Genomic DNA, 22,064 nt, shown 5'->3' with positions numbered 1-22,064 from the left:
GAACTTTCTGTCAAGTCATTCAATGCTTCTGACCTTTTGGGAGTTCTAAAGCTATAGCTAAGGTTTTCCTACGTCATACCGCAATTCATTCCACAACTGTACGAACATTGTGATTTGAGAATAATCTCCGCCAGGAAGGGTGTCATCCCAGTGCTTTGGCACTGAGATCCAGAAAACTTAATTTTAAATAAGTACACCAGATAGCTGTATAATAAGAACTGGATTCCAGTGGGCTTTGTTGCATCGCTAGCTATGATGGATTAAAGATAAAAAAGGTGGAGAATATCAGTAGCTTATTATTCTGGTATTTATAACAAGAACGGTCAGTGAATACCTAAATTTGAGTAAAAGAAATTTCACTACCACTCACTAATCCGGCTAAAATTCAAGAATTTCAATGCTTTAGCTATTTTCAATAGAATTAAATTTATTAATATAAATAACAAGTTACTATTCTTAAATTTGATCAGATTGATTGCAAAAAAAACAAGATTTTCAATAAGTTGCTTATAATCCTAATTATAGTTAGCCTTTCATAAGTAGCGATGCAACAAAGCCATTCCAGTGTCAAGCACTGGAATGACACCTTCTGTATAAATATTAAGAAATTTACCAAACGAAAAAAAAGGCAAAAGAAGCCCCGTGGTTGGCTAATTACTTACATTATACTTTCAAGTATGGCGTTTTTTTATTCTAAACACTTAATAACCGCGATTTAGCTGCTTTTAAGCCGCAACTAATCTAAATTATAAACGTTAAGAAATTTACTAAACAGAAAAAAAGGCAAAAGAAACCCTAGGGTAGCTAGTTATTCACTATCCATTTTTTAAGTTGGCGTTTTTTAATGTTTTAAATGCTTTATAAGCGTATTTCAGCTTGTGTAGGTCAAAACCCGGAAATTTGATAAAGACATAAGGTGCACATAGTGCAAAAAATTAAACATGAGACGCCAGATACGTTGAGTTTTTTTGTCATTTAATCTGTACAGAGAAGATAAATAAATAGCTTCAGTTTCATGATAAGGGCGCTGGCGAGGTTTGTCAAGGAAGTTTTTTGTTTCTGTGGGCTACCTGGATGACAGGATTGCTCTTGAATTTGTATAGCTACATTGTCGGTAAATCTAAATTGCTTTAGTTATAGAAATAAATTTCGAGTCAGATGTGTATAAATTCTATATAATTTTTATCCTACTACTAATTCAATAAGATGGATCACATAGATATTATAAAATCAAAATTATTATTATCCGACATAGTAGGTAAAAAAGTCAGATTAATAAAAAGAGGAGATAGTTTTGTTGGGCTCTGTCCATTTCATAACGAAAAAACCCCATCTTTTTCGGTGAGCAATACTAAGGGGTTATATTACTGTTTTGGTTGCTTAGCTAGTGGTGATGCATTTGAATTTATTTCACAAACTGAAGGATTAAGCTTTAAAGAAGCATTGGAAAAATTAGCATCGGTTACAGGTGTTGAACTGCCCAAAAATCTTAGTATTACAAAAGAGAACAATAAACTATTTTTAGCGCTTGATTTAGCTGCAAATTGGTTTGCACAAAAAAATCAAAGTGTTGTAGATTATTTAAAGCAGCGTAAGATTTCACCTAAAATCATAGATAAATTTAAGATAGGTTATGCACCAAGCTCTGGTTTGAAAGAGTATTTAAACTCTTCAGGTATTGAAGACAAAATTTTAATTGATATTGGATTAGTAAACAAAAATTTTCATGATTATTTTTATGACCGGCTGATATTTCCTATACAGAGCATTGCAGGGAGAGTTATTGGTTTTGGCGGACGTGCGCTAAGTTCTGAGCAACAGCCGAAATATTTAAACAGTCCAGAGAGTCAGCTCTTCAAGAAGAGGGAGAATTTATACGGATTAAACTTTGCTTTAAGCGAAATACGTAAAAAACAGCACATATTTGTTGTTGAAGGATATATGGACGTGATAGCACTACATCAAGCGGAAATTAGCAATACAGTTGCTCCGCTTGGTACTGCAATTTCTGCAGAACAGATAAAAAATCTATGGAAATTTGCTAAAGAAATCTCCATCTGTATGGATGGCGATAGTGCTGGACGTCATGCTGCTACTCGAGTTGCAGAACTTGCTCTGCTAATATTAGAGCCTGGATACACGTTAAAGTTTGTGACTTTGCCGAGTAATAAAGATCCATACGATATATGTAACGAACTGGAATACAAGAAAGAAGACGTATTGACTGCTCTTGACCATTCAACAAAACTGCATTCTGAATATTTATGGCATCACATAATCGATAGCAATTTGCAAAATTATGAAAAACTTGCTCCGGAAAAATATTCAATTCTTGAGCACAAGTTCATGGAATATGTAAATACTATTAGCAACAGCAGTATTAGAAGGTATTACAGAGATTATTTTTACAATAAGTCTAGTGAACTAAGAAGTAGCTTCAAAAAACAGATTTTTAATAGTAAAACTGGAGCAACAAAAGGTGAGTATCTTCATAACAAATCTCCAGAGCTAATTGAAGCAGAGCAAAATCAGGCCGTAATTTTGCGTATAGCCGTAGAATTTCCTGAAATCTTGAACCGTCCTATATTTTTTGAGCAATTTTCTCATTTTGAATTTACTAATGAGATGAAAAGATTACAACAGCGTGTAATTGATGTAATAAGTAACAAAAGCAAACTCGATAAAGAGGCTTTGTTACAAGAATTGAAACAGTTTAACGTTATAAAGTATGTATTTGAAAAAACTAGTGTACTAAATAGCCAACTGAACGAGAGAAAATCTGCAGAAATTGTGTGGAATAATATAGTGTTACTAAAAGAGTTAAATGCATTACGAAAAGAAAGAACCGAAGCGAGGCTGAGCGGTAATCTTGACTTAGAGGAAAGGTTGATAGAACAAATAAAGCAAATAGAAAGCAGTATACAAGAAATGCAAATGGAGTTTATTGAAAAGTAGATATCGTCTCGTTAGTCAACAAGAAAATTACAAAATAAGACAATATTTTACATAAGATTGAAATTTTTAACTAATTAAGCCTTCCTCTAACAGCTTTGCCCTGTAGTTTTTGATATGGTTAGGATCACTTAAAAATGTATAATTTTTGTAGTTAGCTCTGCTATGCATATAAAGCTTACTATTGACTTTTATCACATTATCTCACATTATCTCACATAATATGCATGTGAGAAGAATATGAACTGGAAGAATTTTCGTTTTAGTACACGTCTCAACCTAGAAGGGCCTGTAATTGAGCAAGTGTACGAGTTAATTACTGCAGTTGATAGTGTTAAAAATAGCTGGCAGGTAACGAAAAAACTACTACCACAAACAATTGAAAGATTAACTCATTCAGTTATTGTTACATCTTCTGGCGCTTCTAACCGTATTGAAGGAAATCGTCTAACCGATAAAGAAGTTGAGGATCTATATAAAAACCTACGTGTCAAAAAATTTAAAAATAGAGATGAGCAAGAAATTGCTGGCTACTTAGAAATGCTTAAACTAATATTTCATGATTATACGGATATTCCAATTAGTGAGTCATCAATATTGCACATTAACAACCAGATGCTACTTTATAGTGAAAAAGATTTGTATCATAGAGGAAAATACAAAGCAAGTTCTAATAGAGTTGAGGCAAAAGATCAGAATGGAAAAGTTGTTGGTATAATTTTTGATCCCACACCACCTTACCTTGTTAGAAAGGAAGTACAAGAGCTTATTGATTGGTATCACTGGTCCTTAAATAATAAATTTAAGCATCCTCTTATTATTATTGCTAACTTTGTTTTTGAGTATCTGGCAATACACCCTTTTCAAGATGGGAATGGCAGAACTAGTAGATTGATGACTAATTTAATGCTGTTGCAGCAGGGTTATGATTTTGTATCTATTGTATCACATGAAAAGATAATTGAAACTAACAAACTTGATTACTATTTAGCGCTTAATAAAACACAAAGTAGCTGGAAAAGTGGCAAAGAAGATATTTCCCCATGGTTAATATTTTTTCTTAATGTGCTCAAAACGCAAGCAAATGAGGCGCATTATATTCTTGAGAGGGAGAATACTGAATATTTATTATCAAGAAAACAATTATTCTTCTGGGAGTGGGCACTTAGCCTTGCAGATAAAGAATTTAGTAGAAAAGATGCTATAGAAGCTCTAGGATTTCCTCCAAGAACAGTAGAGGCAATTACAAAGAAACTGCTAGGGATGAAATACTTACAGCGTCTTGGAGAAGGCAAAGCCACTAGATATAAAGTTATTATTTAAAAGTTTTAGTATGTTTTTCGAGATTTTTTTAAATCCAGTTTTATGCACAACTTTATTTGCAATTTTACATTTTTATTCGATTCAAAATTGCATTTTTGCAATAGAAAACTTACTTATTGTAGGAAAATCTTGTGTTTGTTCTCATATAAAATTATTTATGGAGTGACAATGGTGCATGTATTATACTTACATTTCTGATTCGAAAATTTATGCAGTTGTTTCTAACAAAATTAGTTAACAAATTCTATTGTTTAAAGATGAGAAATAAAGTAATCATCATTTCCAGTATTGCTTTTATTCTACTGTTTTTTATCAGCAGTGCATTTTTAAAAAAAGATCAGGCGGTTCATAGTGATAATGCAACTAGTAACTTTTCAGTAAAAACTCAAGAATGTGCGCCGCAAAACCGCACTATATATTTAAATTTTTCTGGTACAGTAAATCCCTTACATAGAGCTAGCCTTGTCTCAAAAATAAGTGGTAAGATTATTGCTATTTATTTACCTGATGGTGAAAAGGTAAAAAGAGATGATGTAGTGTTAAAGATAGAAGATTATGACAGGATTGAGCAAGCTCAGAAAGCCAAAGCTTTATTAAAGCAGCGTGAAATTGAGTATGATTCCTCTCACAAACTGAATAAAAAAGGCTATGGGGCACAAATACAAGTAGAAGCAGCTTTTACTGCGTTACAAAGTGCAAAAGCTGACCTAAAAAGGCTAGAATTGGATTTAGAAAATACTGCAGTCACATCTCCTATAGATGGTTATATTGATAAAATCAATGCAAACGAAGGGGATTTTGTTAATGCTGGGCAAAAAATAGCTGACGTGGTTAATTTCGATCAAATTCTTGTAGTGTTATACGTTTCGGAAAATGAAGTAAATAAAATAGAGCTAGGCAGCACAGCTCAAATTAATTTGCTGGACGGAAAAGAATTGGCAGGTGAAGTAAGTTTTATTAGTAAAATTGCTGAGCCTAAAACTGGGTCTTATAGGGTAGAAGTAAAGGTAACTAATAATAAAATGATATCCTTGCAGGGACTAACTGCCAACGTAAGGCTACCTTCAGGCGAAAGATTTGCATATAAAGTTCCTTCTTCAGCCCTGAGCTTAAGTGACGAAGGTGCTCTTGGAATAAAGATTGTTGATGATAATAATTATGTAGTATTTTCACCAATAGAAATTGTTGATCATGAGAGCGATGGGGTTTGGATAGTAGCAAATAACGAAGGTAAACCCATAAAGTTAATAGTATTGGGCCACCTATTTGTTAAGCCTGGTGATAAGGTTTAAGACACAAGATCCTTTGACCTTACCCAGAAAAAGTGGAGAGAAAGTGTGGAATGTTTTTTACAAAAAGAATGATGCATCAAATTGTTCTGGAATGCAATAGTTAATAGTGACGTTGTTTGTTATAAAAAATTTCTATGTATTCAAATATTGCAGTTCTAGTTTGTTGAGCAGAGTGTTGTGAAGTATCAATAAGTATTTCTCTTTTCAATGAGCTAAAGAAGCTTTCTGCAACAGAATTGTCGTAACAACAGCCTTTATTACTCATCTATATTCTTTACAGCTAAGAGATATTGATACCCTTGCGCAGTATATTGTGAACCTTGGTCACTGTGCAGCAGTAGATTTTTAACAGGTTTACGCCTATTAATGGCCATTAATAAAGAGTTCATAACCAATTGTTTATTTATTGCACTACTCATTAACTACCATACGTGAGAATTATTGCTGCCAAATATAGCCATCCCTCCTTGGTTTTGATGTAAGTAATCCCATACTTTATTTGGTTGATCAACAATAAAGTTTTGATCTAGTATATTGGGAGCTACAGCTCTATTATCTGTTTGTTGTTTTTTAATTTTAAACTTTCTTCTCAGTATAGCCCTGATGTCATTTTTCTGCATAATACTTTGCACCGTTTTCAAATTGCAACTTTTACCCAAAGCCTTCAATTCAGCATGAATTTTAGGAGCTCCATATCTACATTTAGAAACTTGATATATTTTTTGAATAGCTTCGAGTAGCTCTTTATTTGCTGATTCTCTACTGCTTATTTTTCTTGTGGTCCACTTATAGTAGCAACTAGCAGAAAATCCTACATAATTCCTGTACTTTATAGCAGTTACTATGCTCTTTTATAAAAAAATATTTTACTCTTTTTGACTGGCCAGGGCTTTTTTTTAAATGTCTCTTTCTCTTGTTACTTTTGCTAACTCTTTCTGTAAATCAAATCTCTCTTTGTCATAAGGTGCTACATCTGGAAATGCATTTGCCGCTGACTTTTTTTCGTTATATTTCTTCATCCATTTTCCTAATACACTATCCCTTATTCTTAGATCTCTTGCTACTTTTGCAACTGGTTGACCTACCTTTCTTTGTTCATTTGCCAGTTTAACAGCTTCCAATTTGAATTCTGCTGTATATTCTCTTACCATTTCTAATCCTCCAAAATTTTATTTTACCCAAAAAAACTCTTTTCTTTCTCTCCACTTTTTCTGGGTAAGGTCACTACTGCTATTCCACGTCAAGAACAACCATAAGTTCATTAGGGTTCACATAACCTAAAGCATTTTTTGCTTGCTCATCAAGCAGATCTAAATCTAAGCTTTTTTCATATAAGCCAAATACTTTGTTGTCCAACTTTTCCTTTTCAGAAGAGACATCCTTTAGCAAAAGTTCATTGTACTCGATTTCTTTTTTTAAATCGATTAACGTCAATAAGCCACGTTTACCTGTAATTGTGCTAATGCTGAAATATAATGTAAGAGAAGAAATGAGTAAGGTTACGCTTAAACACAGTAATTTTTGCTTCTTTTTAGATATAAGCACCGTACTTTCACATATAAAAAATATATAACATGAAAAGGTGAACAAAAAGCTAAGAACCTTGACGCGCTTTACACCTTGGCTTTACCTTATTTATAATGTAAATCTTACCACCCCTTTTCACAACTTTACAATTTTTATCTCTGTTACGATGAGATTTTAGCGACCCTTTGACTTTCATATCTATAGTAAGAATTAAATTACTTTGCATTATAATCACTTATCAAGAGTTAGTCAATTGATAACATTTTATTAAAATATTGTATAATTGTTGCTGATACTTCTTCGATCGACTTTTGCGTGACATCGATAATTGGCCAGTTATTCTGTTTAAAGAGCTCCTCTGCTTCTTTAATTTCCTTTTCTACTTTCTCAGGGTTAGCATATATATTATTATCTTCGTTGTTAATTGAAGTAAGTCTATTTTTGCGTATTTCTATTAGCCTACTTACGTCTGTTGTTACCCCTATCGTTAGTTTATTTTTTAATTTTGCCAAGTCAACATAAAAGGGTACTCCACTAACAAAAGGAATATTTGCAACTTTATAGCCTCGGTAAGCTAAATACGTACTGGTGGGAGATTTTGATGTACGTGAAACTCCAACCAAAATTATATCTGCTTTATCAATATCTTGAATATTTTGTCCATCATCATGATTAATAGTGTAGTTTATTGCCTCAATGCGCTGAAAATATTCGTTATTTATCTCAGTATGCAAGTCAAGCTTTTCGTCTTTTTCAATTTTAAGATAGGACGAAACTTCTCTAATAATATGTGATAATATTGCTCTATAGGGAATTTTCAACTTTATACAGTTATCTTTTAAATATTTTCTTAGCTCATCATCAGTAATAGTGCATATAACAAAATTATGCTCATCACTTTTCCTATTAATTTCCTCCAGAATTTTGTCAATCTGCTCCTCTTTTTTCACAAAAGACCAAACATATTCGATCGTTTCTATAGAACGAAAGTGTTTCAGAGCTGATTTTGCAACTGATATAACAGTTTCACCACTTGAATCTGATACTAAGTGTAGATTAAGCTTTTTAATGGTCATGTTTTATATAGTGTTATACTAAAAATAATGGCTAGCAATCTGCTACTGAAATTATGCTAATTTGTTGACCTACGTAAATATAGAAAAACTATCCTGTTGATAAAACTCAAACTAATTGGTAAATTCTTAACACAATTATTCTCAAAACGAATGTTTTTATTAAAGCCTACAAATTTCTCTTATTTTTCTAAGAAAGCTCTACCTTGGCTTGGGGTTATTTGTTTCGCATGTTTTTTAATTGGAATGTCTTTGGCGTTATTCTTCTCTCCAGAAGATTATAAACAAGGAGAAATTGTACGAATCATGTACATTCATGTGCCTTCTGCATGGCTTGCTCTTGGAATATATGGATTAATTGCATCACTCAGTTTCATTTCATTGGTATGGAACAATAGCATTGCTAGTGTCTTGGCACATGCTGCTGCTCCTGCAGGGACAATCTTTTCGGCAATATGCTTAATCACAGGCAGCATCTGGGGAAAAGGAACCTGGGGCACTTGGTGGGTATGGGATGCAAGGCTTACTTCAATGCTGATTTTACTTTTCCTATATGTTGGCTACCTTTCATTGTGGAGCGCTTTTGATAATGAAGCGAGGGCAGAAAAATCAGCAGCAGTATTTGCCATCTTTAGTGCTATAAATATTCCTATAGTAAAATTTTCCGTGAATTTATGGTCCACTCTCCATCAGCCAGCAAGCATTTTGAGAAAAGGTGGAATAGCAATAGAAAGTTCCCTGCTGTTGCCACTGGTTGCAATGTTTATGTTTTGTGCCACATTTTTTTTAGTAGTGTGGATACTGTATTCACTTTACTTAATTAATTTATATAAGATAAAGAGAGAAATCAGTATGCGGTATTAGGCCGAGAGATGAAAATAGAACACACCACATCACCAAGTAGCAAAGACATTGAATTCCTACTCAAAAAGATTAATGAAGAAACCGTTGATAAAGGTACGTGTAACCCATTTGCTTTTTTTATTCGCGATGATACTGAACAAATTATTGCAGGTTGTAGCGGTTTTGTTATCTATGGTTCAATTTACACTGACTTGCTTTGGGTACATTCTGATTATAGAAGAAAAGGTATGGGAAAGCAGCTAATGGAAGAAGTTCATGATTATGGTCGTGAGATGCACTGTAAAATAGCAACCGTTGCAACCATGAATTTTCAAAAAGCGAAAGTATTTTATGAAAAGCTTGGGTATAAGTGTGATCTTGTACGTCCAGGGTATGTTAACATGTATATTTTTGAAGAAAGTGTTGTGAGATGCACTGTAAAATAGCAACCGTTGTAACCATGAACTCTAAAATATTTAAAGAGCCTACTAATATCTTTAAGGTAAATGTTCATGTGATTCCGCAGAATAATTCTGTTTTTTGATTCTATCTGTCCATTTATCATTTTCTATATCTTGTTTGTTGGTTGCTTTTTTTTCTTGCTCAACAATTGCCTTATCTATCTCCTTATGAATTGCATCAATTGCATTAATCGCACCTCCTTTTTTGTATACTTCGCTTTTCCCTTCAATAATTAACTTAATAAAAGTATTTACAACAGACTGCACTTGATTATGATTAACCTGACCTTTTATCAAAGAAGGTAAAGAGCCTAATTCCATCAATACTTCTGGTGCTGTTTTGTCTTGAGTGGAAAGTCCTAAATTATCTGCTACTTTACTTATTAATAACTCTCTGTGTTCTTTATTATCTTCCAATTTAGCATAATCACTCAATAGATCTATAACGGTAGATACTCTGACTTCAACAATATCATCAACATCTTCATCTTCTAGAGCAACTCCTGACCCCAATAACCTCTCTCTGAGATTTTCGCTTAAAAGATTGATAAATTCTTCATTTGCATCTGATCCTGTGGTTGATATTGTACCATCTAAATAGTTACTTTGAGCACCGAAGCCATGCTCTATTTGTATTTTTGTCTCAGGTTTAAATCCTAATTTTGCACAGAATTTCTGAAAATATTCTTTAATAATGTCAAACAAGCTCTTGCCATTATCTTTATAATTTTTTAACTCTTTAGGAATAGTAAGTGACAATTTACCATCTCTGTATGTTACAAAGTCTTCACCATTGTGAGATTCAATTGTAAATTCCAATGAACTAGACAGATTACATATCTTATCGCCATGCATAACTTGATTTTTAACAGAGAGTATTGGTAGCCTCATATCAGATCTAATTCTCACATTATTTTGGTTAGCACAATCAATGTTTATTACTTTTTTAGGATTTTCTACTATGAACGACTGTCCAAGTGCAAGTTGGGTTTGTATAAATGGAGCAGCCTCATACCCTGCTTGATTACAATTGGTAACTAGCTCTTCTAAAATAGCATCACTTGGAACTTCTGCCCCAGCGTATCTGAACATTTTTTTGAAAACTTCTTTTGCAAAGGAACGGTAATCCTTGTTTTCATCTTTCTCTGTTGGTAATAGATGGATATACCTTTGGCCAGCATTGTAAAATTCTTCAAATTCTTTCTTATATGAATCAGTTTTTTGATGATCAGTAGTTTTGGGATCTTCGCAGTGATTTTTCCACAGCTCACCCAATGCGTCACTTACAAGCTCTTTCTCAATATCTTCGAGTACTGAAGCAACAAAAGCTTTGCCACGATCCGTATCTATTTCTCTTGTTCCTTTTTTGTTAAATATTTCGTCATTATATATATCATCACTATTAAAAAGTTCGCTTCTGCGGTGCTTAGCTCCTTCCTTAAATGCAATAATAAGATTTTTATCTATTTCTTTTCCGTTAATAATAAAATTCATCCTTTGAAAATCTAAGAACATTGTTTCACCGGAATTCGCTAATTTATTATCTTGATCTGCTCTTAATTTACTAAAATTGAACTCTTTAGCTGTGGCCTTTAATCTAACTACTGGACTCTTATTATTTTTTCCTTTTGTCTCTTTCATAAATAACACCTTACTGCAAATATGCTGTAAGTTATATCATATAATGATGAATAATTTGGTAATATATTAAGAAAATCGACAGTATATTTCTTTATTTAAGAGGTGTAGGAAAGGCGTAGATTTCTCTTTCCATTTGTAGCGTACTGCATTAATATTTATGTATTAATCTAGAAAATAATGATGAATAACATTGTAATTGTTGGTCTGCAATGGGGTGACGAAGGCAAGGGTAAAATAGTAGATTATCTTTCTGAGAATGCAGATGTAGTTGTGAGATTTCAGGGAGGAAATAATGCAGGGCACACTATAGTAGTAGATGATGAGGTTTATAAATTAAATTTACTGCCCTCTGCTGTTTTGAGGCCAGGCAAAATATCTATCATAGGAAATGGCGTTGCTCTTGATCCACACGCTCTAATCTCAGAAATAGAGTCATTGAAAGTTAAAGGAGTAGACGTAAACTATAACAACTTGATGGTATCCGAGAGCTGTCCATTAATACTTAGCATACATAAGGACAAGGAAAAGCTATTTGAAGATTTAAATGGAAATCACAAAATTGGTACAACAAACAAAGGGATAGGGCCATGTTATGAAGATAAAGTTGGAAGGAGAGCTATACGCCTTTGTGACTTAGAAAACGCAGATGAGCTCAATAAAAGAGTGGATACTCTTTTGAATTACCACAATGCTATCAGGAAAGGCCTTAACTACCAGGTGGTTAAAAAAGAAGAAATATTAAAGGAAATTCAAGAGATTTCAGAAAAAATTCTTTCATATAAAAAACCTGTGTGGAAGATATTAAATGACTTGATGAAAGAAGGTAAGAAAATAATATTTGAAGGTGCCCAAGGCGCATTTTTAGATATCGACCACGGAACTTACCCTTTTGTTACTTCAAGTAATACTGTAGCATCGCAAGCAATAACAGGCTCAGGGTTATCCTCCAATGCTTACATTATTGGTGTGGTAAAAGCTTATACAACAAGAGTGGGCAATGGCCCATTTCCTACTGAGCAGAAAAATGAAGTAGGAGATAGCTTGTTTACTATAGGTAAGGAACTTGGAACAGTGAGCAATAGAAGAAGGCGTTGCGGATGGTTCGATGCAGTTTTAGTGCGCCAGGCCGTACAACTCTCTGGAGTTTCAAGCATTGTATTAACCAAATTAGATGTGCTTAATTCTTTTGATACAATTAAAATATGCACTGGTTACAAGTATAGCGGAAAAATGTATGATTATTTACCCGCATCGCATTCAATACAAGGGGAATTAGAGCCAATATACGGAGAGTTTCCTGGCTGGAAAGAAAACACTCAAGGTAAAAGGTCAATTAAAGCATTGCCTATCAATTTAATAAAATATATAGACAGGTTAGAAAAATTAATAGGTGTACCAATTCATCTAATTTCAACTAGTCCAAAGAGAGAGGATGTTATTAAGCTTAAAGATTTCTGAAAACGTCTTTGTATCTTAGAGCCTGTACGTAATCTCAAAAAAGAGATAAAGTGAGAGGATAAAGTATATAAAGTAGGATATGCGAAGTTTATAACCAAGTGACATAAGTCGAGAAAAGTTTGAGATTATTGTAGCAGATCTGGAATCTTGCAGAAAGAAGACAAAACCAAGAACACTTGATTTACATGATGTATTTTGTGGAGTGTTATACGTGTTAAAAAGTGGTTGCCAGTGGAGAATGGTATCAAAAGAGTTCCCAAAATGGCGCAATTGTTACGACTATTTTAAGAAGTGGAGTGAAAAACCAGATGCAAATAAAGAAAGTGTTCTGGAGCTGGTATTAAAAAAAAATAATTGCGACAAAACAATGGTCGGAAAAGCTTCTGTATAATTGATGCACAGAGTATAAAAAATGCAGATACTGCTGAAGCTATGATGCAGGCAAGAAGATTTCAGGGCCGTATTGCAGTAGATACGCAAGCATGCAATTTATACAACAACAGCAGAGATAACTGACCGTAGCAGTGCTGTGAGAATGGTCGAAAATGCAAAAGAAAACCTCTCGGGAGTTAAAAATGTACTGGTTGATGCAGGCTATACTGGAGAGAATTTTGTAACTCAAATAAAAACGATTATTGGTGCAACCGTTGAAGTGATCAAAAGAAATGAATTACGTTCCTTTGTTGTATTGCCCAAAAGATGGGTTGTGGAGCGATCTTTTGCTTGGTTAGAAAAATGTAGAAGATTGTGGAAAAATTGTGAGCGAAAACTCAATACTAGCCTACAAATGGTCGTTCTGGCTTTCACTGCCTTACTTCTGAAAAAATTATGAACAGGCTCTTACTAACTCTTATCTAATAAAAAAAATACTTGTGTAACTTCGAATAGTCTATTATGCAAGACAGCAGTATAAACATGTAGTAATACCAATTCTCATTGTTGTCCAGTCAAATAGGAAACATTGCAGAGTTGTTTAATTGTGGAGCTGGCAAGAGAAGTAATAAATTTGCACAAAGCACCCTCAAGTAGAGCAATTGTATCGTATATTTTATTGCGCAAAATGTTCTGTTTTATATATAACCAAAGCCTCTCAACAGGATTTAGCTCAGGTGAGTATGGAGGTAGGTATATAATGTCGATATTTTTAGGTACCTTTAAATTTTTTGACCTATGCCAACTAGCACAGTCCATAACGAGAAAAGCCTCTCGTGTTTCTAGATATTGCGAAATTTGCTCAAGAAATATGTTCATGCAATCAGTGTTGACATTTGGTGCAAATAAGCTAGAACTCTCTCCATTTCTAGGATTAACTGCACTATAGAGATAGAAATTTTGCCTACCTAATTTTGTTTTAACCTGTGTTCTAATCCCCTTTTTAAACCACCCATGTCCAACTTTTGAATGTGTGCCAAACCGTGATTCATCAAAGAAAAATAGCTCTTTTTCTGGATACTTGCTAATAGCTCAATTGAGATTTTTTTTTGAATTCCTCTTGTTTGCTTTTATCTTGTCCATTATGAACTGGTCTTGGTGTAATATATGAGAATTTCATCTTTTGCATATGGCGGTGTACTGTAGATTTGCTGATATTTAATCCGAACTTTTCCTGGATTCTTATTCTCATTTCTTTAATGGTGATATTAGGATTTTCTTCTATCCACTCTTCAATTTGCTGTAGTTGAGCCTGATTTAATTTAGTTTTTCTACGACGTTGTGAAGGAGCAAACAGTTTTTCTTCTCTGCCAATTTTCAAGAGTTTTACCCACGAAGTTAGTGCGCTTCTTGAAATGCAATATATTTTTGCTACAGCCGTTATACTGTACTTTTTTGCTGCAATTACAGCATTTAGTTTTTTTGAAACATATGCATTATTCCTTACTTTCTTCAGCATTTCTTTTGCTGATTCTACTACTTTTTCATCCAATAATTTTGATCTTAATGCCATTTAAACCTCGCTATTTTACTTACTTCAGTATGGCTTTTCTTCCATCATTGTCCATCTGTTTGCCCTGTAATGGGAATTGGTATCACCAAACCCAATGCATTACTTGCAATTAAGTTTCCTGGATCCCAGTGTCTGGGCACTGGGATGACACCGTCATAAAGGAACCAGTGTCAGCTACTTTCATGACACCCTTCTGGTAGGCCCAAATCGCAATGTTCGTACAGTTGTGGAATGAATCGCGGGATGACGGTTCGCGGTGGTATGACGTAGTAGCTATTTCTTGCAATCAAGTTTCGTTAAAAGTCAGATTGAATGGTTAAATCTTCCACCCAAATAACCACGCACTCTACTTGCTTGTTTGGATATATTTCTTGTACTAAGGTTTTATAGGTCAACATTTGCTTTTTTATTTCATTTAATGAGGAAACAGAAACGTTACGGTGTGACTTGTAGTCAATTATGATTGCTTTATCTTGCGTTATGCATAGCCTATCTAGTCGTACTAATACTGACTTGCCATCAATTGTTCCACTCAGTGTAATCTCTGATTTGCCTTCCAAGTCAAACAAATAGCCATATTTTTCATTAAAGGCTAATATTTTACTGTAAATTTCATCCTTATCTTCGCTGATGTTATCAAGGTATTTTCTGACCCAATTTTTTCTCCTTTCTTTTTCTATCTTGGGCATATACTGCAATATGCTGTGAATAATCAGGCCTCTTGCATAACCATCTGTCATCCCAATGCTCCTTGTTGTCATTCCAGCACTCTCATCTGTCATTCCAATACCCCTGTCTGTCATTCTAATACCCCTATTTGTCATCCCAGTGCTTGACACTGGGATCCAGGCCTTTTTTTCTCCAGGTTCCAGCGTCACGCGCTGGAATGACGAAAGAGAGTGCTGAAATGATACCGAAGAGTGAGCTGACACTTGTTCTCCTTCTTTTTTACTGGATCCCAGTGTCAAGCACTGGGATGACAGGGGAGAGCGAGTAGCTGATGCTGGTTCTCCTTCTTTTTTACTGGATTCCAGTGTCAAGCACTGGAATGACATTGATAGGTTTGGTGGAAGGGAAATGACCGGAACGTCAAAGTAATCACGTTTTTTATAAATGTAAGGGTAGTTTGCATTCACGCATAATACTTCAACTTTTTCTTTAAATATTGGCCGTAAATCCCTTTGTTTCTTTTCATATGGTTCTCCGTACTTAGTGATTAGATCATACCAAGAGCCCTTTTGCACTGGCTCTTTACTTAAGATGTATAACTCATCTTCAGCACGTGTGAGTGCTACGTATAATAAACGCAAATATTCATTATAATCCTCTAGTTTTTTCTCTCTTTTTACTTGATCGCAATAAGCGTTGTTGTTTTTTCCACACCAAAATGGCACTTCTGTTCCATCAAAGATAATGCTTTCACTGTTTCTTGGCACTGTGTTTGTATCAACCAAAAATACTATGGGAGCTTGCAGACCTTTTGATTTATGAATTGTCATTATTCGCACAGCATTGCGTTCTGATTGCATATCATTCTTAATCTCCGGGTTATTCTCCTTGATCCACTGAACAAACGCTTGAAGAGATGGGTTTTCAAATTGCAACACGAGGTTCATAAATTCGTCTAGAACCTCAAAGCACTCAAGACCTAGCCTTGCAGCAAATTTCTTCTTACCTGTACGCAATATATGTGTAAATAGTGCAAGAGGAGACTCTGTGCGAGATAAGTTAATGAGATAGTTTAATTCACTGTAGATAACCACAGAATAATCCTGAATTCTTTCCCATAGTGAATGCTCTTTACGATCATATGCAATGTTAAATAAATCATCCTCGGTAAAATTGAATAACGGTGATTTTAAAGCATTTGCAAGAGCTAGATCATTTGCCTGGAGGAGTAAAAATTCGGCCAAAGCTATTAAGTCCTGCACGGCTATATAGTCCATAATTCTAAAATAATCTCGGCCTACAACTGGCACGTTTGCTTTTTTAAGTTCGCTTATTATGTAATCAACCAATACGTTTCGTTGTCGTACCAGAACCATAATGTCTCTTGGTTCTATATGGCGATCTTTAGCAACTAAAATCCGCCCTTCGTTTAACCAATTGTGAATTTTGTGGGCTATTGCCTGAGCAAGTAATCGATCTGCTATTGTATAACCTTCCTTACATATCAGAGGAATTTGTAAAGCTTGCTGTTCTTCCTCTTTACACTTTGGTAACGCTGGCCAAATTTCAATATATCCTTGATCATTTTCTCTATGTGGAACATGTTTTATTTCATTATCAACAAAAGATATTTCTGCGCGGAAGTTGTTAAATATTCTATCTACAAGCATCAAAACTTCTGGAGTTGAACGAAATGACTTTTCAAGTTGGCATGATATCCAATCTCTACCACCAGTTTTCGTATGAAAGTATTGTTGCATATAGTTGAATAGATGGGGATTTGCTCCTTGAAATCTGTATATGGATTGTTTTACGTCACCAACTACAAATAAGGTTCGCTTTTCATCATTACCGGCAAAAAATTCATCGCAGAGATTTGTTATAATTTTCCACTGGCTGATGCTATTGTCTTGTGCCTCGTCAACAAGGATGTGATCTATTTTTTGATCCAAGTTAAACAATATCCAATCTTTATAGTTTGGATTGCTAAGAAGATTTGTTGCTAAGTTGATTATATCATTGTAGTCAAGCAGTGCATTTTTTGATTTTTCACTATTATACAAATCAACATATACTTTAAATACACCAAGTAAGCTACTGGTTCTCTTGAATATTTGATAAGAGTTCATGTCTCTTATATGGGTAAATACTACATTCTGAACGCTCTCTATTATTTGCTCTGCATCTTTGAATTTCTCCAAAATACTTTTTGTTGCAATGGATGATATGCTCTTTTTTTCGTGCGATTCTGATTTGAGAAATACCTTGGCTAGGTTTTCTATTTTGGTGTCATTCCACTTTATTCCGGTGTCATCCGAGTAGCTGACACTGGTTCTTTTTTTCTGGATCCCAGCTGGGATGACAGTAGAATAAAGTATTTCACTATAACTCTGATCTCTTTTACTGCCTTCACTTAATATCTCGGCTAGTCTTCCCACGTGCTCAGTCGTTTCACTCTGTAAATCATGAATTCCATCTGGAGCATTGAGTTTTTCTTTGATGTATTCTGAATCATTTGCTGACATCGATCTTTTTACACATAAAGTATAAAGCAAATCGCGTAGTTTATTTTCATCAATTTCAGTTGCAATAAGGTTGATATCATCCTGCACAGTTTCGTTATGAAGCACTTTATTGAATATGATGGAATGTAATTCTTTACATTCACTCAGCGTGCAATTTGGAGCAATGCCAGCTTCTATAGGAAAGCTGGAGATTAATTTGTAACAGAAAGCGTGTATGGTTTGTATAGTTAGACCAAGATTTTCCAGTTCAGAGAAAAGCCTTCTTGCTCTTGTTAAGTGACGATCAAGTGCTTCATTTTTTCTGGATCCCCCCGTTATCCCAGCACTCTCCTTTGTCATCCCAGTGCTTGACACTGGGATCCATTCTTCCTTTTTTCTGGATTCCAGCGTCAAGCACTGGAATGACACCGATTCCTCACTTAAATGCAAGAGGTCTAGTTGTTCCAGATCCATTATTAATTCACTCTCTGAGCATATTGCCCACTTACTGAGTATGCTGTGAATGCGATTCTCCATTTCGTTTGCTGCAGCATTGGTGAATGTTAAGCAAAGAATATTTCTTTTGTTTTCTAATAAAAGTCTCAATACTCTGTCTATTAAGATTTTTGTTTTGCCTGTACCAGCGGACGCATTTACCCACACAGAGAAATTAGGATTTATGGCATTTGATCTCATCAGAAGTGCGAGAACCTTATAGAAGTTGACTAAAATAGCATTATACATATAATGTAAAAATAGTGTTAGTGAAGATATATAATGAAAAGTTTTTGTGTAAAGGCGCCTGCAAAAATCAATCTTTTTTTGCATGTTGTAAATAAGAAGGAAACAGGATATCACTTGATTGAGGGTTTGTTTGTCTTTGCTAATCTCTCTAATTTTTTGGAAATAAAAGTAGGTGAGAAGGATTCTAGATACGATAACTCTACAGTTGAATTTATAAACTCCGAGTCTAGAATAAATAACCAGTATAACACTGTAATGAAAGCGGTTAATCTGCTGCTTAGGCATGCTCCTGTACGCACTAAAGTCACTGTAAAGGTTGTAAAAAACATACCAATTGCTGCAGGACTTGGTAGCGGATCCTCAGATGCTGGAGCTGTGGTACGTACGCTAGGGAAGCTGTGGGAGATTGATAGGACGATTTTAAATGAAATAGCCTTAAACGTTGGTGCTGATGTTCCCGCAAGCGTAGATAGCAAGCCAGTTTTTGTTAGAGGTATTGGCGAAGAATTATGCCACATTAAAAAATTCTCTTTATCTACAAATGTGGTGCTTGTGAAACCGAAAAAAAGGTTTTTGAGTACACCAGAGGTATTTTCCAAACATGAAGGAAAATTTTCTGAGCCAATTAAATGGAGCGATGACGCTGAAAAGGATTTGTTGAAGCTTCTTAAAGAGACGAGAAACGATCTTCAAGAAATAGCAATAAGCTTTGTACCTGAAATTAAGGATGTGATATCAACACTTGAGTCACAAGAAGGCTCTATACTTTCTCGCATGTCAGGCAGTGGTGTATCATGCTTTGGAATATTCGATAGTGAGGAAAATGCAAAAGCTGCTGCAGTTAATATCGGAAAAAAGCAACCAGAATGGTGGGTATGTGACACTCAATTAATAGTTTGACTTATGCCCTTAATTTCCGAGAATAAAAATCTTATAAATGGTTACAGGGAAGGAAAATTTTTGGTGAATAATAGAGAATATTGCGGCTCAATTATAATTTTTCCTGAAAAGGTGATTAAATTGAAAGAAAGTGATATAAATAGCAAGGAACATTTTAAATCTTTTTTAACAGAGGAAATAGAAATTTTGATAATAGGTACTGGTAAAACACGCAATATACTAAGTTCTTCAGTGAAGTCCTATCTTATGGAACAAAAAGGTTTAAATTTTGAATTTATGACAACAGGTTCTGCATGCAGAACCCATAATATTCTGATATCCGAAGATAGATTTGTTGTCAGTTATCTAATAGCCATATAGCATGTTTGAAATGTTTACCCAGGATTTTTTCATCAACAGTCTAGTTGCAGTAGTTGTAATTAGCCTAGTAACAGGCGCTTTAGGATCGTTTATGATATGGCAAAGGTTATCTTATCTTGGTGATAGTTTGTCCCATTCTTCGTTGCTTGGTGTTGCACTTGCTTTAATCTTTAAGATTAGCCCATCGCTTAGCATAATGCTCATTGCAATTACATTTGCTATACTACTTTCTCTTAATTTTAACAGATTATATTCTGCTGATACGATATTGAACATTGTTACCAATGTAGTTTTATCATCGAGTTTAATACTTATGTCTTTTCTTCCATCTGGCAATAATAGTATTATTAGCTCACTGTTTGGTGATATATTAACGCTCGATCAAAGTGATATAGTATTGATTTTTTTAACCTCTGCAGTAGTTACTTTGATATTAATATTTAGATGGCGTTATTGGTTAATGATTTCAATTAATCAAGATTTAGCAGTAGTTGAAAAAATTAATGTTACCTTTGTTAGACTAGAATTTTTAATCACTCTTGCTATATTTATAGCAATTGCTGCCCAATTAATAGGAATATTACTTATTGCTGCATTTTTGCTAATACCAGCAGCATCTGCAAGGCTCATTTCGAAAACTCCGATGCAGATGATTATTGTTGCAACAGTTTTTTCTGTGATCTCTGGGATATCAGGTCTCATGTTATCTGCAAGTTTTGATTTGTTAACTGGACCTGCAATTATACTTGTTGCAGCCGTATATTTAATTATCGCTTATTTTATAAGGCTAGTATTAAGCAGGTTGGCTTAATTTTAATCTCGAATGTTAATAATTTTGTAATATACTCATTATAAAACATCACTATCTTAGCACAAAATAGTTTTTGCTATACTATTATTTATATGCTAATGATAAGTTGTTAATTTTATGGAGTAAGCAATATGAGCGAAGAAGGATTTTTTTCCAAATATATATCTTAACCTGTGAAAAAATTTTATAATTATATTACAGGAAAAACAGAAGAGTCGGATAATGTGCAGAGTACGGCAGATGATATTGTACAAGAAAGCTCAGAGTCTTTGGACACTCATGTACAATCAAATGAGAATGATATCATATAGGTGGCATGAGGGTTACACCATCCAAAGTTAAAAGATTCCTAGAGAAACCTGATGCTTTACGTGGTGTGTTAATTCATGGAAGTGATAACAGTAGGGTTGATTTTTATGTACAAGAAATAATTGCCAGTTTGGATGAGTATTCAGTTCAGGTGATGGATTTTGCAATAGTGAATAAGTCACCCGGTTTACTATTTTCTGAATTGGCAAACATTTCGATGTTTACCAGCAAAAAATTAATTAAACTGATAAATGTGAGTGGAGGTATATCCAAAGAGTTAAAAAACGTATTGGATTATAATGCAAGTGGTCATTATGTAATGATGACAGCAACTGATCTTCCACACAATTCTGCAACCAAAAGTTATATGGAGAGTTCAAAAATTTTTGGTGTGATTGCTTGCTATAAAGACAGCAACAGCAATCTTTATGATATTATATCAAGTTACTTAAAACAAAATGATATAAAATGCACAAATGAGATAATCTACCATTTGCAATCTTACTTTAATCATAGCAAGCTGCCTATATGTTCAGAACTTGAGAAGTTAGTTTTATACTTAGGGGAGAGAAAAGACCTAAAACTTACTGATATAGAATTATGCTTTTCAACTTCCGGCAACGACTATGCTACACTTGATGATCTATGCTCTGCCATAGCAAGTAAAGATATGTCGCGTTTCATTAGAATTTCTGATGCATTGATATCGCAAGAAAATTTTTCACCGATAGCACTAATTCGCATTATATCAAATTATTTCCTACGCCTTGAAACCGTTTTGCTGTCAGTGCAAGGTGGAATGAGTGAGCAGGCTGCGATTGATCAGCTAAGCCCTCCATTGTTTTTTAAACAATTGCAGAGTTTTAAATCTCATTTGAAAAGTTTGCAACTTTCAGAACTTAAGAAGATCTTGGAAAAATTGATAAGCTTAGAAGTTACCTGTAAAAAAACTGACTTGGATCATAAAATGATTTTTCAACAGGTGATTTGTCATATTACAAATACAGTTACTTGCTATAGCTAACAAAGATAAGGTGTAACCAGACTGCATTCTGTGATTTTAGCAAAACACGATCTTTCATTTGAGCTTTCTTCAATTTAAAATAAATACAGAAAATTGCTGCCTATAGCTAAAGTAACTTAGGTTCACCGACAATCGTCATCCCGCTACTTGTTAGCGGAATCTATGCCGAGATACCGCGAATGAATCGCGGTATGACGGTTCGTGGCGGTTATGACGTGTTAGCTATAG

At 34.3% G+C, this 22,064-nt stretch carries 22 protein-coding genes and 1 pseudogene; 13 read left to right on the top strand and 10 right to left on the bottom strand.

Annotated features, from left to right (window positions below):
- The first annotated feature begins 545 nt into the window (after positions 1 to 545).
- The 4 genes from ABWU47_RS04095 (at position 546) to ABWU47_RS04080 (ending at position 5,567) form a co-directional block, all read left to right on the top strand.
- Positions 546 to 719: a hypothetical protein gene (locus tag ABWU47_RS04095; protein WP_353285582.1), complete on the top strand. Its 174-nt coding sequence runs from the start codon at positions 546 to 548 to the stop codon at positions 717 to 719.
- 487 nt (positions 720 to 1,206) lie between these two features.
- Positions 1,207 to 2,955 (top strand): DNA primase, encoded by a 1,749-nt coding sequence (dnaG, locus tag ABWU47_RS04090; protein ID WP_077188584.1) that lies wholly within the window; start codon positions 1,207 to 1,209, stop codon positions 2,953 to 2,955.
- A 237-nt stretch (positions 2,956 to 3,192) separates the two neighbouring features.
- Entirely contained in the window at positions 3,193 to 4,275 is a 1,083-nt protein-coding gene (locus ABWU47_RS04085) for a Fic family protein (protein ID WP_077188585.1), read from the top strand.
- A gap of 209 nt (positions 4,276 to 4,484) precedes the next feature.
- A complete protein-coding gene (locus tag ABWU47_RS04080) occupies positions 4,485 to 5,567 on the top strand; it encodes an efflux RND transporter periplasmic adaptor subunit (protein WP_077188586.1) in 1,083 nt (360 codons plus the stop codon).
- Positions 5,568 to 5,667: 100 nt separating this feature from the next.
- Here the strand turns inward: ABWU47_RS04080 and ABWU47_RS04075 are convergent, their stop codons facing one another.
- The 7 genes from ABWU47_RS04075 to ABWU47_RS04040 all read right to left on the bottom strand — a co-directional run bounded on the left by ABWU47_RS04075 (position 5,668) and on the right by ABWU47_RS04040 (position 8,170).
- The gene (locus ABWU47_RS04075; RefSeq protein WP_010082072.1) at positions 5,668 to 5,832 is read right to left on the bottom strand and encodes an IS3 family transposase; all 165 of its coding nucleotides are present in this window, start codon (positions 5,830 to 5,832) and stop codon (positions 5,668 to 5,670) included.
- On the bottom strand, positions 5,825 to 5,986 hold the full coding sequence (locus ABWU47_RS04070) for a DDE-type integrase/transposase/recombinase (RefSeq protein WP_010082071.1): 162 nt from the start codon (positions 5,984 to 5,986) through the stop codon (positions 5,825 to 5,827). The genes ABWU47_RS04075 and ABWU47_RS04070 overlap by 8 nt, the downstream gene beginning before the upstream one ends.
- A gap of 3 nt (positions 5,987 to 5,989) precedes the next feature.
- A complete protein-coding gene (locus ABWU47_RS04065) occupies positions 5,990 to 6,286 on the bottom strand; it encodes an IS3 family transposase (RefSeq protein ID WP_094189604.1) in 297 nt (98 codons plus the stop codon).
- Positions 6,287 to 6,463: 177 nt separating this feature from the next.
- Positions 6,464 to 6,718 (bottom strand): transposase, encoded by a 255-nt coding sequence (locus tag ABWU47_RS04055; RefSeq protein WP_353285581.1) that lies wholly within the window; start codon positions 6,716 to 6,718, stop codon positions 6,464 to 6,466.
- Positions 6,719 to 6,797: 79 nt separating this feature from the next.
- Entirely contained in the window at positions 6,798 to 7,112 is a 315-nt protein-coding gene (locus ABWU47_RS04050) for an FtsB family cell division protein (protein WP_006279630.1), read from the bottom strand.
- Positions 7,113 to 7,161: 49 nt separating this feature from the next.
- On the bottom strand, positions 7,162 to 7,290 hold the full coding sequence (gene ykgO, locus ABWU47_RS04045; RefSeq protein ID WP_006279631.1) for a type B 50S ribosomal protein L36: 129 nt from the start codon (positions 7,288 to 7,290) through the stop codon (positions 7,162 to 7,164).
- A gap of 49 nt (positions 7,291 to 7,339) precedes the next feature.
- Positions 7,340 to 8,170, bottom strand: coding sequence for a pyruvate, water dikinase regulatory protein (locus ABWU47_RS04040; RefSeq protein ID WP_353285580.1), 831 nt, complete (start codon positions 8,168 to 8,170; stop codon positions 7,340 to 7,342).
- Positions 8,171 to 8,320: 150 nt separating this feature from the next.
- On the opposite strand from ABWU47_RS04040, the gene ccmC reads away from it, so the two are divergent.
- Complete coding sequence (gene ccmC / locus ABWU47_RS04035; RefSeq protein WP_006279633.1) at positions 8,321 to 9,031, top strand: heme ABC transporter permease CcmC; 711 nt, start codon at positions 8,321 to 8,323, stop codon at positions 9,029 to 9,031.
- A gap of 8 nt (positions 9,032 to 9,039) precedes the next feature.
- Positions 9,040 to 9,456: a GNAT family N-acetyltransferase gene (locus ABWU47_RS04030; protein WP_006279634.1), complete on the top strand. Its 417-nt coding sequence runs from the start codon at positions 9,040 to 9,042 to the stop codon at positions 9,454 to 9,456.
- A gap of 51 nt (positions 9,457 to 9,507) precedes the next feature.
- Here ABWU47_RS04030 and ABWU47_RS04025 read toward each other — a convergent pair whose 3' ends face one another.
- Positions 9,508 to 11,112: a hypothetical protein gene (locus ABWU47_RS04025; protein WP_006279635.1), complete on the bottom strand. Its 1,605-nt coding sequence runs from the start codon at positions 11,110 to 11,112 to the stop codon at positions 9,508 to 9,510.
- 180 nt (positions 11,113 to 11,292) lie between these two features.
- Here ABWU47_RS04025 and ABWU47_RS04020 point away from each other — a divergent pair, with 180 nt between their 5' ends.
- Both ABWU47_RS04020 and ABWU47_RS04015 read left to right on the top strand, forming a co-directional pair.
- Positions 11,293 to 12,570 (top strand): adenylosuccinate synthase, encoded by a 1,278-nt coding sequence (locus tag ABWU47_RS04020; RefSeq protein ID WP_353285764.1) that lies wholly within the window; start codon positions 11,293 to 11,295, stop codon positions 12,568 to 12,570.
- A gap of 103 nt (positions 12,571 to 12,673) precedes the next feature.
- A pseudogene (locus ABWU47_RS04015) lies at positions 12,674 to 13,402 on the top strand (IS5 family transposase).
- A gap of 101 nt (positions 13,403 to 13,503) precedes the next feature.
- Here the strand turns inward: ABWU47_RS04015 and ABWU47_RS04010 are convergent.
- Positions 13,504 to 14,515 (bottom strand): IS630 family transposase gene (locus ABWU47_RS04010; protein ID WP_410530061.1). Its coding sequence is split into 2 segments (ribosomal slippage): positions 13,504 to 14,034 and positions 14,036 to 14,515, totalling 1,011 coding nucleotides; the frame shifts between segments, so codons are not numbered across the junction.
- Positions 14,516 to 14,811: 296 nt separating this feature from the next.
- Positions 14,812 to 18,384 (bottom strand): UvrD-helicase domain-containing protein, encoded by a 3,573-nt coding sequence (locus ABWU47_RS04000; protein WP_077188590.1) that lies wholly within the window; start codon positions 18,382 to 18,384, stop codon positions 14,812 to 14,814.
- Positions 18,385 to 18,465: 81 nt separating this feature from the next.
- Here ABWU47_RS04000 and ABWU47_RS03995 point away from each other — a divergent pair, with 81 nt between their 5' ends.
- From ABWU47_RS03995 to holA, 5 genes are all read left to right on the top strand, one after another.
- Positions 18,466 to 19,332 (top strand): 4-(cytidine 5'-diphospho)-2-C-methyl-D-erythritol kinase, encoded by an 867-nt coding sequence (locus tag ABWU47_RS03995; RefSeq protein ID WP_077188591.1) that lies wholly within the window; start codon positions 18,466 to 18,468, stop codon positions 19,330 to 19,332.
- Positions 19,333 to 19,335: 3 nt separating this feature from the next.
- A complete protein-coding gene (locus tag ABWU47_RS03990) occupies positions 19,336 to 19,692 on the top strand; it encodes an Mth938-like domain-containing protein (protein ID WP_006279996.1) in 357 nt (118 codons plus the stop codon).
- 1 nt (position 19,693) lies between these two features.
- Positions 19,694 to 20,503, top strand: a complete 810-nt coding sequence (locus tag ABWU47_RS03985) for a metal ABC transporter permease (protein ID WP_049973644.1) — start codon at positions 19,694 to 19,696, stop codon at positions 20,501 to 20,503.
- 173 nt (positions 20,504 to 20,676) lie between these two features.
- A complete protein-coding gene (locus ABWU47_RS03980; protein ID WP_220468367.1) occupies positions 20,677 to 20,814 on the top strand; it encodes a hypothetical protein in 138 nt (45 codons plus the stop codon).
- Positions 20,815 to 20,819: 5 nt separating this feature from the next.
- Positions 20,820 to 21,836: a DNA polymerase III subunit delta gene (gene holA, locus ABWU47_RS03975; RefSeq protein WP_006279994.1), complete on the top strand. Its 1,017-nt coding sequence runs from the start codon at positions 20,820 to 20,822 to the stop codon at positions 21,834 to 21,836.
- The last annotated feature ends 228 nt before the right edge of the window (positions 21,837 to 22,064 follow it).

It is taken from the genome of Wolbachia endosymbiont (group A) of Gastracanthus pulcherrimus (genome assembly GCF_964028265.1).
Classification (GTDB): Bacteria; Pseudomonadota; Alphaproteobacteria; order Rickettsiales; family Anaplasmataceae; genus Wolbachia; species Wolbachia pipientis.
This window is presented reverse-complemented; position numbering and strand designations above follow the sequence as displayed.

Bases quoted from the DNA above. Each gene is read 5' to 3' on its own strand.
- ABWU47_RS04095 (WP_353285582.1), top strand. From the start codon at position 546: ATGCAACAAAGCCATTCCAGTGTCAAGCACTGGAATGACACCTTCTGT.
- dnaG (WP_077188584.1), top strand. From the start codon at position 1,207: ATGGATCACATAGATATTATAAAATCAAAATTATTATTATCCGACATA.
- ABWU47_RS04085 (WP_077188585.1), top strand. From the start codon at position 3,193: ATGAACTGGAAGAATTTTCGTTTTAGTACACGTCTCAACCTAGAAGGG.
- ABWU47_RS04080 (WP_077188586.1), top strand. From the start codon at position 4,485: ATGCAGTTGTTTCTAACAAAATTAGTTAACAAATTCTATTGTTTAAAG.
- ABWU47_RS04075 (WP_010082072.1), bottom strand. From the start codon at position 5,832: ATGAGTAATAAAGGCTGTTGTTACGACAATTCTGTTGCAGAAAGCTTC.
- ABWU47_RS04070 (WP_010082071.1), bottom strand. From the start codon at position 5,986: ATGAGTAGTGCAATAAATAAACAATTGGTTATGAACTCTTTATTAATG.
- ABWU47_RS04055 (WP_353285581.1), bottom strand. From the start codon at position 6,718: ATGGTAAGAGAATATACAGCAGAATTCAAATTGGAAGCTGTTAAACTG.
- ykgO (WP_006279631.1), bottom strand. From the start codon at position 7,290: ATGAAAGTCAAAGGGTCGCTAAAATCTCATCGTAACAGAGATAAAAAT.
- ABWU47_RS04040 (WP_353285580.1), bottom strand. From the start codon at position 8,170: ATGACCATTAAAAAGCTTAATCTACACTTAGTATCAGATTCAAGTGGT.
- ccmC (WP_006279633.1), top strand. From the start codon at position 8,321: ATGTTTTTATTAAAGCCTACAAATTTCTCTTATTTTTCTAAGAAAGCT.
- ABWU47_RS04030 (WP_006279634.1), top strand. From the start codon at position 9,040: ATGAAAATAGAACACACCACATCACCAAGTAGCAAAGACATTGAATTC.
- ABWU47_RS04025 (WP_006279635.1), bottom strand. From the start codon at position 11,112: ATGAAAGAGACAAAAGGAAAAAATAATAAGAGTCCAGTAGTTAGATTA.
- ABWU47_RS04020 (WP_353285764.1), top strand. From the start codon at position 11,293: ATGAATAACATTGTAATTGTTGGTCTGCAATGGGGTGACGAAGGCAAG.
- ABWU47_RS04000 (WP_077188590.1), bottom strand. From the start codon at position 18,384: ATGAGATCAAATGCCATAAATCCTAATTTCTCTGTGTGGGTAAATGCG.
- ABWU47_RS03995 (WP_077188591.1), top strand. From the start codon at position 18,466: ATGAAAAGTTTTTGTGTAAAGGCGCCTGCAAAAATCAATCTTTTTTTG.
- ABWU47_RS03990 (WP_006279996.1), top strand. From the start codon at position 19,336: ATGCCCTTAATTTCCGAGAATAAAAATCTTATAAATGGTTACAGGGAA.
- ABWU47_RS03985 (WP_049973644.1), top strand. From the start codon at position 19,694: ATGTTTGAAATGTTTACCCAGGATTTTTTCATCAACAGTCTAGTTGCA.
- holA (WP_006279994.1), top strand. From the start codon at position 20,820: ATGAGGGTTACACCATCCAAAGTTAAAAGATTCCTAGAGAAACCTGAT.